The sequence below is a fragment of the Bradyrhizobium sp. LVM 105 genome (genome assembly GCF_003957705.1).
In the GTDB taxonomy this organism is placed as follows: domain Bacteria; phylum Pseudomonadota; class Alphaproteobacteria; order Rhizobiales; family Xanthobacteraceae; genus Bradyrhizobium; species Bradyrhizobium frederickii.
The window spans coordinates 77,157-86,032 of record NZ_QZMV01000020.1 but is presented as its reverse complement, the minus strand read 5'-3'; the positions used below and the strand labels follow the sequence as shown (position 1 = coordinate 86,032).

The following is an 8,876-nucleotide window of genomic DNA, read 5'->3' as shown; positions in this document are numbered from 1 at the left end:
GTCCAGCGCGGCCTCAGCCAGGAAGAGGCGGTCGGCCTCGTCGTCAACGGCTTCGTCAAGGACGTGCTGCAGCAGCTTCCGATGGAGTTCGCGGTGGAAGCCCAGAAGCTGATCTCGATCTCGCTTGAAGGGTCGGTCGGCTAGCTCGGACCTCGTCCTGAGGAGGCCGCGCAAGCGGCCGTCTCGAAGGATGGATACCGGAAAGATTGGTGGCCTCAATCCTTCGAGACGCGCCTTTCGGCGCTCCTCAGGATGAGGAGATAGATGGAAAGAAAATTATGGCTTTGCTTGAAGTGAAAGACCTCAAGGTTCGTGTCGAGGAGCGTGAGATCCTTCACGGGCTGACGCTGACCGTGAACGAAGGCGAGGTGCATGCGATCATGGGGCCGAACGGCTCCGGCAAGTCGACGCTCTCGCACGTCATCGCCGGCAAGCCCGGCTACGAGGTCACCGACGGCCAGATCCTGTTTAGGGGCGAGGACCTCCTGGAGATGGAGCCGAACGAGCGCGCCGCCAAGGGCGTGTTCCTGGCGTTCCAGTACCCGGTCGAAATTCCCGGCGTTGCCACCATGAACTTTCTGCGCACGGCGCTGAACGCCCAGCGCAAGGCGCGCGGCGAGGATGAATACTCGACGCCGGACTTCCTCAAGAAGGTCCGCGAGGTCTCGAAGTCGCTGAACATCCCGCAGGACATGCTCAAGCGCGGCGTCAATGTCGGCTTCTCCGGCGGCGAGAAGAAGCGCAACGAGGTGCTGCAGATGGCGCTGTTCGAGCCGAGCCTGTGCATTCTCGACGAGATGGATTCGGGCCTCGACATCGACGCGCTGCGCATTGCGGCCGACGGCGTCAATGCGCTGCGCTCGCCGAAGCGCGCGATGGTCGTGATCACCCACTATCAGCGGCTGCTCAACTACATCGTGCCTGATGTCGTGCACGTGATGTCGAAGGGCCGTGTCGTGAAGAGCGGCGGCAAGGAGCTGGCGCTGGAGCTGGAAGCGTCCGGCTACGCCCAGTTCGAGGACGCCGCGTAAGGATTGTTTGCAATGAACGTTGCTGTGGCAAAGACCGGAAAGGGCCGCGCGGTGAGCGATCTCTTCACCAGCGCCGAGGGCCGGCTGCCGGGTTCGCCCGCGGTCACCGCCGTGCGCCGCGAGGCGTTCGAGACTTACGAGCGTCTCGGCCTGCCGCACCGCCGGATCGAGGAATGGAAGTACACCGACCTGCGTGCGCTCGTCGGCGAAGTGCTGCCGCTTGCGGCCAGCCCCGATGTGGCCGCGTTGCAGCGCGCCGCGGACGCGGTGAAGGTGCATGCGATCGATGGCGCCCGCAAGCTGGTGCTGGTCGATGGCGTGTTCGCGGCCGATCTGTCCGACGTGAAGGCGCTTGTCGCCGAGGCAGGCTTCAAGACCCTGCGTGAGGCGCTGGACAAGGACGCTGGTCTGCTGCAAACCGCGTCCCTTGATGCCGTGATTGCGCTCAACGCGGCGATGGCGACCGACGGTGTCGTCTTGTCGATCGCCGATGGCGCCAAGCTGTCCGCGCCGATCCAGATCATTCACATCGCGACCGCCGGGTCAGTGTCGGCGTTCACCCGTTCGCAGGTCGCGGTCGGGAAGGGCGCTCGCGCCACCATCGTCGAGACTTTCGTTGCGGCGGAGGCCAAGGCCTACCAGGTCAACGACGCCGTCCTCGTCTCGGTCGGGGATGATGCCGACGTCGCCCACATCCGTCTGATGGACGATGCGCCTGACGCGGTGAACGTCACCTCGCATTTCGTCACTATCGGCGCCAACGTGAAGTACAATTTCTTCAACATGACCACCGGCGCTGCGGTGAGCCGTCTGCAGGGCTTCATCACACTGGCGGGCGAGGGCAGCGAGCTCTCGGCCAACGGCGTCAACCTGTTGCAGAAGACCGAACATGGCGACACCACGCTGGTGGTCGACCACGCCGTGCCGAACTGCGTCAGCCGCGAGATCTTCCGCGCCGTGGTCGACGACCGCGGCCACTCGGTGTTCCAGGGCCGCATCATCGTCCGTCCCGACGCGCAGAAGACCGACGGCAAGATGATGACCCGTGCGCTGCTGCTCTCGGACGAGGCCGAGGCGGACAACAAGCCCGAGCTCGAGATCTTCGCCGACGACGTCTCCTGCGGCCATGGCGCCACCGCAGGCGCGCTCGACGACAGCCTGCTGTTCTATTTGAAGGCGCGCGGCCTGCCGGAGAAGCAGGCCCAGGCGCTGCTGATCCAGGCGTTCGTGGGCGAGGCGATCGAGCAGATCGCCGACGATGGTTTGCGCGAGCATGTGATCGGCATGGCCGAGCGCTGGCTGGAGCGGCGGTCATGAGCACGCATCCGGCAGTCAAGAACGGCGCCTATGACGTCGCGCGCGTGCGCCAGGATTTCCCGGCGCTCGCTTTGCAGGTCTACGGCAAGCAGCTGGTCTATCTCGACAACGCCGCCTCGGCGCAGAAGCCGCAGTCGGTGCTCGATCGCATGACGCAGGCCTATACGAGCGAATACGCCAACGTGCATCGCGGCCTGCACTACCTCGCCAATGCCGCGACCGAAGCCTATGAGGGCGGCCGTACCAAGGTCGCGCAGTTCATCAACGCGCCGCGCACCGAAGAAGTGATCTTCACCCGCAACGCGACCGAGGCGATCAACCTGGTCGCGTCGTCCTGGGGTGGCCCGAATATCAAAGAGGGCGATGAGATCGTCATCTCGATCATGGAGCACCATTCCAACATCGTGCCCTGGCATTTTCTCAGGGAGCGCCAGGGTGCCGTGATCAAATGGGCGCCGGTCGACGACGAGGGCAATTTTCTCATCGACGAGTTCGAGAAGCTGCTGACGCCGAAGACCAAGCTGGTCGCGATCACCCAGATGTCGAACGCGCTCGGCACCATCGTGCCGGTCAAGGAGGTCGTCCGAATCGCGCACGCGCGCGGCATTCCCGTGCTGGTCGACGGCAGCCAGGGCGCGGTGCATCTTCCGGTCGACGTCCAGGACATCGGCTGCGACTTCTACGTCTTCACCGGCCACAAGGTGTACGGGCCGACCGGCATCGGCGTGCTCTGGGCCAAGTATGACCACCTCGTCGCGATGCGCCCCTTCAACGGCGGCGGCGAGATGATCCGTGAGGTTTCGCGCGATGTCGTCACCTATGGCGATCCCCCGCACAAGTTCGAGGCCGGCACGCCGGCGATCGTCGAGGCCGTCGGCCTTGGTGCCGCCATCGACTACGTCAACTCGATCGGCAAGGAACGCATCGCCGCGCACGAGGCCGATCTCACCACCTACGCCCAGGATCGCCTGCGCGGGATCAACTCGCTGCGGCTGATCGGCACGGCGCGGGGCAAGGGCCCGGTGATCTCCTTCGAGCTCAAGGGCGCGCACGCCCACGATGTCGCGACCGTGATCGACCGCCAGGGCATCGCGGTGCGCGCCGGCACCCATTGCGTGATGCCGCTTTTAGAGCGGTTCAACGTGACGGCCACCTGCCGGGCCTCGTTCGGCATGTATAATACGCGGGAAGAAGTCGATCATCTGGCACAGGCGCTGCTGAAGGCGCGGGATTTGTTCGCATGAGTGACACGGCCGAAATCAAAGCCAATCCGATGGAGACCCATTCGGCGCTGCCGCCGGAGGAGACCGAGCGGCTGACCCGCGAGATCATCGCCGGGCTCAAGACCGTGTTCGACCCGGAAATTCCGGCCGACATCTACGAGCTCGGCCTGATCTACAAGGTCGAGATCAAGGACGACCGCTCGGTCGACGTGCAGATGACGCTGACGACGCCGAACTGTCCGGCCGCCGGCGAGTTGCCGACCATGGTCGAGAACGCGGTCGCCAGCGTTCCCGGCGTCGGCGTGGTCGACGTCAAGGTGGTTTGGGAGCCGCCGTGGTCGCCCGAGCGCATGAGCGACGAGGCCCGCCTCGTCCTCAACATGTGGTGACATAACCCGGCATTGAATTCGTTCCGCAACGGACCAGATAGACAAGATGACCCAGGTGACCCCAGTGTCCACTCCGAAGCCGCGGCGACCGCGCCCGCAGGTGATGCGGCTGACGGATGCGGCCGCCCAGCGCATCACCGAGCTGACCCAGCGTGCGGATTCCGAGATCGTCGGCTTGCGCGTCGGCGTGAAGAACGGCGGCTGCGCCGGCCAGTCCTACACGGTCGAATATGCCCACGAGATCCGGCCGACCGACGAGGTCGTCGAGGACAAGGGCGTCAAGATCCTGGTCGATCCCAAGGCCGTGCTGTTCCTGCTCGGCACCGAGATGGACTACAGGGCCGACAAGATGCAGGCCCAGTTCGTCTTCAACAACCCCAACCAGATCTCCGCCTGTGGCTGCGGCGAGTCGGTCGAGCTGCGGCCGGCCAAGATCGACGGGTAGTTTCGTCTCCCACACGCCTTTCTCGTGTCCCGGACGCGCTGCAGCGCGCTTGCGCTGCTGCGCAGAGCCAGGACCCACGCTATATTTCCGGCGTCGAGGACTGGGCCCCGGCTCAGCAGCGCAGCGTTAGACGCTGCGCTGCGTCCGGGGCACGTTGGAGCATGCGCATGGACCGCGAATTCCTGATCGACCTGTTCGCCGGTTTCGGCCCCGTCACCATCCGCAGGATGTTCTCCGGCTACGGTATCTCCGCCGACGGCGTCAATTTCGCCTTGTCCTTGCGCGCCGGCCTGTTCTTCCGCGCCGACGAGACGACCATTCCTGATTTCGAGGCCGACGGCTCAAAACCGTTCCAGTACTCGACCCGCGCCAAGACCGTGGTGGTCAACTCCTATTGGGAGCTGCCGGCACGTCTGTTCGACGATTCCGAGGAGTTCGCGCAATGGGCGAGGGCGGCACTCGCCGCCGCCCAGCGCGCCAAGGTGAAGACCCGGCCGAAGAAGAGAGCGGCGAGCAAGGTCGCGCCGAAGAAGTCGGTGGCCAAGAAGACGGCCAGGACGGCAGCCAAGACAACGGTGCGTAGGGCGGGCAAAGCGCCTCGTCCGCCGGTTCTCGCAGAGCGAAGGCGGAAGCGTGCCCACCGTTCGAAATAGTCACGACGAGATGGTGGGCACGGCGCGTTGCGCCTTTGCCCACCCCACGAGATCTGAGAACTAATCCGCGGCCTTGGTCAGGCCGACCCGCATGTCCTTTGCCGTGAACACGCTTACGCCGTCGGCCAGGACGCGTCCGTCGGCGATTCCGAGCACCAGCTTGCCGCGCCGGACCATGCGCATCGCGACCTCGTAGCGAACGCTCTTCGTGTCCGGCGTGACGGTGCCGGTGCACTCCACTTCGCCGACGCCGATGGCGCGGCCTTTGCCCGGTGAGCCCGACCAGCCGAGCCAATAGCCGATCATCTGCCACATGGCGTCGAGGCCGAGCGTCGGCGGCATCATCGCGTCGCCGCGATAGTGGCAATCGAAGAACCAGTGGCTTGGTGTGATGTCCAGCTCGCCGACGATATGGCCCTTGCCGAATGCGCCACCGTCCAGGCTGATTTCCGTGATGCGATCCATCATCAGCATCGGCGGTGCCGGCAATTGCGCGTTGCCCGGGCCGAAATAGCCGCCTTCGCTCGATCTCAGCAGCTCGGCTCTGGTGTAGGACGGTTGCGGTGTATGGAAATCGTGGGGGGTGGGCAAGACGACAAAACCTTTGCGGGCTCGGGCTCAGGCGGCCAATTGGCAGATGTTGTTCACCGCGGAATAATGTCAAGCGGCAGTGCCGTAGGGTGGGCAAAGGCGCATAGCGCCGTGCCCACCGAAAGTCCGTGGGCACGCTCCGCTTTGCCCATCCTACGGCAGTTGATGGAAACCTACGCCACGCGGCTGTGCGACTCGATCGCGTACTCCGGATCGGCTTCGCAGATCACGCGGTTGCGGCCGTTGCGCTTGGCGGCGTAGAGGCAGGCATCGGCGCGCTCGATCAGGGCGTCGGTGTCGTCGCCCGGCTTGAGCATGGAGACTCCGACGGAGATGGTGACACGGCCGAGGATCTCGCCGGTGGACTTCTTCTTCAATTCCTTCGCCATCACCGCGCGGCGGATGTGGTCGGCCACCGTGAGGGCTTGCCGCAGCGCCGTGTTGGGCAGCACGACCGCGAATTCCTCGCCGCCATAGCGCGCGGTGATGTCCTGGCCCTTGATGGTCTGCTTCAGCGACAGGCCGACGAGCCGCAGCACCTGGTCGCCGGTGAGATGTCCGTAGGAATCATTGAACGACTTGAAGTGATCGATGTCGAACAGCAGCAGCGACAGCGGCTCGCCCGAGGCGAGCGCGCTCTGCACGGCCATGTCGATCATGCGGTCGAAATACTTGCGGTTTCCAAGGCCGGTGAGTGGATCGGTCAGGCTCTCGGCGCGGATCGCCTCCAGGCTCTGCTGGAGATTGCTGATCTCGTTCTTCGACAGCGTCAGGCGGTCTTCCAGCGCCTTGTTGGTCTCGCGCATCTCGCTGGTCGAGCGCAGCAGCGTTTCGACGATCGTCTTGATCTGGTCGCGGCTCTTGGCCGCCGACAGCTTCGCGGCCGCGCCAGACAGCGTGGCATCGTAGGAGCCGGTCATGCCGAGTGCGTCGCTCAAGACCCTCATCACGTCGTCGATCTCGCCGATGACGCGCGCGCCGACCTTGTCGATGCGGTCGGTGGTCTTGATGTGGGAGAGATAGGTCTCGTAGATCTGCTCGAGGTCGGCCTCGGTCAGCTTGCCGCTGCGCGCCAGCGTTTCGTTGACGATCTTGTTGAGCGGCGCGTTGTAGCCGGTGGCGTAGACGTACCAGATCTCGTAATTGCGGGGAATCGCCGTCTGCCGAAGCGATCGGATCTGACCGAGCGCCACTTCGGCGAACGCCATCGTGCGTTCGTGTTCGTCGAGCACCTTGACCACGGAACATACCCCACAGCGGTCGGAGCGCCGGCGACCGCAGCAATGCTTAAATTATGTTCGTAGGCTAACGGACGATCGTGAACGCCCCGTAAATATACGTTCACGAAACGTCTAAAAACGTGTGTTTCCTGTTTCCTCAACCAAAACCTGGAGCGCGCCCCGCGCTTCAGGCGCCGGCGGGAGAGCGGACCGGCCGCAGCAGGAATGCCGGAAGATGTGAGTGATCGCCCGGCTCGGCGTCGGCCTCGCGATGGCGGCGCGGCTCGGGGCGGCCGATCGACGGCACATGCGAATTATTGGCCTGCACAGGCTGGCGCGCGTCGTTACGCGGCTCCGCCTTGCGCTTGTCGTCGGACCGATGCCGCGCTTCAGAGGGCTGCCTTGCGTCCGAAGCGTGCCTGGCCTCTGAAGAGTGCCTTGTCTCCGAAGTGTGCCTTGCCTCGCCCCGCGCCTCACGCGGCTCGTGGCTGCGCTCACGGTCGCGGCCGCGCTGCGGCTTGCCGCGTCCGCCGCGTGAACGTTCGCGGCCACGCGCCTCGCGCGGACGCTCGGTCCCGTCGGAGGATTCAGCCTGGATTTCGTAGTCGCCTTCGGCGCGCGGAATGCTCTGACCAATCAGTTTTTCGATGGCCACCATCGACTTCTGGTCGAGCGGCGTCACGATCGAGATCGCGGTGCCGGTGCGGCCGGCGCGGCCGGTGCGGCCGATGCGGTGGACGTAATCGTCGGCATGATGCGGGACGTCGAAATTGAAGACGTGGCTGACCTCGGGAATGTCGAGGCCGCGGGCCGCGACGTCGGAGGCGACGAGCAGCGGCAGCTCGCCCTTGCGGAATTGCTCGAGTGCGGCCGTGCGGGCCGACTGATCCATATCGCCGTGCAACGCGCCGACGCTGAAGCCGTGCTTCTGCAGCGATTTGTGAACGACCGCGACCTCGCGCTTGCGATTGCAGAAGATGATCGCGTTCTTGAGATCCTTGGCCTCGCGCAGCAGGCGGCGCAGCAGCTCGCGCTTCTCGTGCGCCTCGCGGCCGGCAGGCACCTGGACCTGCGTGACGGTGACAGCGGTGGTGGCGGGCTTGGAGACCTCGACCTTCTGCGGATTGTGCAGGAAGGTCTCAGTGATGCGCCGGATCTCCGGCGGCATGGTCGCGGTAAAGAAAAGGGTCTGCCGTGTGAACGGGACGAGCTTGCAGACGCGCTCGATGTCCGGGATGAACCCCATGTCCAGCATGCGGTCGGCTTCGTCGATGACGAGCAGCTCGACGCCGGTGAGCAGGAGGCCGCCGCGCTCGGTGTGGTCGAGCAGGCGGCCGGGGGTTGCGATCAGCACGTCGACGCCGCGCGTCAGCTTGGCATCCTGGTCGCCGAAGGAGACGCCGCCGATCAGCAGGGCGACGTTCAGTTTCTGCCCGGCGCCGTAGCGGTCGAAGTTCTCCTTGACCTGGGCCGCGAGCTCGCGGGTCGGCTCGAGGATCAGCGTGCGGGGCATACGTGCCCGGGCGCGCCCTTTTTCCAGGATGGTGAGCATCGGCAGCACGAAGGCCGCGGTCTTGCCGGTGCCGGTCTGGGCGATGCCGAGCACGTCCTTGCGTGCGAGGACGTGGGGGATCGCCTGTTCCTGGATGGGGGTCGGGGTGGTGTAACCGGTGGCCGCCACTGCGGCGAGGACTTTTTCGGATAGTCCGAGATTTGAGAAGGACATTGAGCCTCTGGTCGAAACCGCCGTTCGGAATCGAGGGTAATAAGGCTGTCGCGTTCCACCCCGAAACGGCGCGCTCTCAAAGAAGCTGGGGGTGCTGACTCACGCGAACAAAGCGCAAGGCTCAGGAATCGCTCTTCGATCTGAGCCGCGTCGCCCCGGAACATAGGCGGGAATCGGCCAAAGTCAATGGAGCAGGCGCGGGAAGATCCTAAAAAACCTGAGGTTTTTGCCCAAATCTCGGGCGCTGCTAGGGTTTTCCGGCCGCGCATGAATCGAGCGAG

Annotated in this window: 9 protein-coding genes; 6 read left to right on the top strand and 3 right to left on the bottom strand. The window is 64.9% G+C overall.

What is annotated here, in order from left to right:
- Positions 1-278: 278 nt before the first annotated feature.
- The 6 genes from sufC to D6B98_RS34815 all read left to right on the top strand — a co-directional run bounded on the left by sufC (position 279) and on the right by D6B98_RS34815 (position 5,058).
- Positions 279-1,031, top strand: coding sequence for a Fe-S cluster assembly ATPase SufC (sufC, locus tag D6B98_RS34840; RefSeq protein ID WP_126261516.1), 753 nt, complete (start codon positions 279-281; stop codon positions 1,029-1,031).
- A gap of 12 nt (positions 1,032-1,043) precedes the next feature.
- Entirely contained in the window at positions 1,044-2,348 is a 1,305-nt protein-coding gene (gene sufD / locus D6B98_RS34835) for a Fe-S cluster assembly protein SufD (RefSeq protein WP_126261515.1), read from the top strand.
- Positions 2,345-3,592 carry a cysteine desulfurase gene (locus D6B98_RS34830; RefSeq protein ID WP_126261514.1) on the top strand — a complete coding sequence of 416 codons (1,248 nt, stop codon included), beginning with the start codon at positions 2,345-2,347 and terminating at the stop codon, positions 3,590-3,592. The genes sufD and D6B98_RS34830 overlap by 4 nt, the downstream gene beginning before the upstream one ends.
- A complete protein-coding gene (locus tag D6B98_RS34825; RefSeq protein WP_018641712.1) occupies positions 3,589-3,960 on the top strand; it encodes an SUF system Fe-S cluster assembly protein in 372 nt (123 codons plus the stop codon). The genes D6B98_RS34830 and D6B98_RS34825 overlap by 4 nt, the downstream gene beginning before the upstream one ends.
- Positions 3,961-4,006: 46 nt before the next feature.
- Positions 4,007-4,405: a HesB/IscA family protein gene (locus D6B98_RS34820; RefSeq protein ID WP_126261513.1), complete on the top strand. Its 399-nt coding sequence runs from the start codon at positions 4,007-4,009 to the stop codon at positions 4,403-4,405.
- Positions 4,406-4,572: 167 nt separating this feature from the next.
- Positions 4,573-5,058 carry a TfoX/Sxy family protein gene (locus tag D6B98_RS34815; RefSeq protein WP_126261512.1) on the top strand — a complete coding sequence of 162 codons (486 nt, stop codon included), beginning with the start codon at positions 4,573-4,575 and terminating at the stop codon, positions 5,056-5,058.
- 60 nt (positions 5,059-5,118) lie between these two features.
- On the opposite strand, the gene fabA is transcribed toward D6B98_RS34815, so the two are convergent.
- From fabA to D6B98_RS34800, 3 genes are all read right to left on the bottom strand, one after another.
- Entirely contained in the window at positions 5,119-5,649 is a 531-nt protein-coding gene (gene fabA, locus D6B98_RS34810) for a bifunctional 3-hydroxydecanoyl-ACP dehydratase/trans-2-decenoyl-ACP isomerase (RefSeq protein ID WP_126261511.1), read from the bottom strand.
- A gap of 173 nt (positions 5,650-5,822) precedes the next feature.
- The gene (locus D6B98_RS34805; protein ID WP_126261510.1) at positions 5,823-6,890 is read right to left on the bottom strand and encodes a GGDEF domain-containing protein; all 1,068 of its coding nucleotides are present in this window, start codon (positions 6,888-6,890) and stop codon (positions 5,823-5,825) included.
- A 166-nt stretch (positions 6,891-7,056) separates the two neighbouring features.
- The gene (locus D6B98_RS34800; protein ID WP_126261509.1) at positions 7,057-8,595 is read right to left on the bottom strand and encodes a DEAD/DEAH box helicase; all 1,539 of its coding nucleotides are present in this window, start codon (positions 8,593-8,595) and stop codon (positions 7,057-7,059) included.
- Between the last annotated feature and the right edge of the window lie 281 nt (positions 8,596-8,876).

What these genes read in the sequence shown, in the direction of transcription:
- sufC (WP_126261516.1), top strand. Translation starts at nt 279, where the DNA reads ATGGCTTTGCTTGAAGTGAAAGACCTCAAGGTTCGTGTCGAGGAGCGT.
- sufD (WP_126261515.1), top strand. Translation starts at nt 1,044, where the DNA reads ATGAACGTTGCTGTGGCAAAGACCGGAAAGGGCCGCGCGGTGAGCGAT.
- D6B98_RS34830 (WP_126261514.1), top strand. Translation starts at nt 2,345, where the DNA reads ATGAGCACGCATCCGGCAGTCAAGAACGGCGCCTATGACGTCGCGCGC.
- D6B98_RS34825 (WP_018641712.1), top strand. Translation starts at nt 3,589, where the DNA reads ATGAGTGACACGGCCGAAATCAAAGCCAATCCGATGGAGACCCATTCG.
- D6B98_RS34820 (WP_126261513.1), top strand. Translation starts at nt 4,007, where the DNA reads ATGACCCAGGTGACCCCAGTGTCCACTCCGAAGCCGCGGCGACCGCGC.
- D6B98_RS34815 (WP_126261512.1), top strand. Translation starts at nt 4,573, where the DNA reads ATGGACCGCGAATTCCTGATCGACCTGTTCGCCGGTTTCGGCCCCGTC.
- D6B98_RS34800 (WP_126261509.1), bottom strand. Translation starts at nt 8,595, where the DNA reads ATGTCCTTCTCAAATCTCGGACTATCCGAAAAAGTCCTCGCCGCAGTG.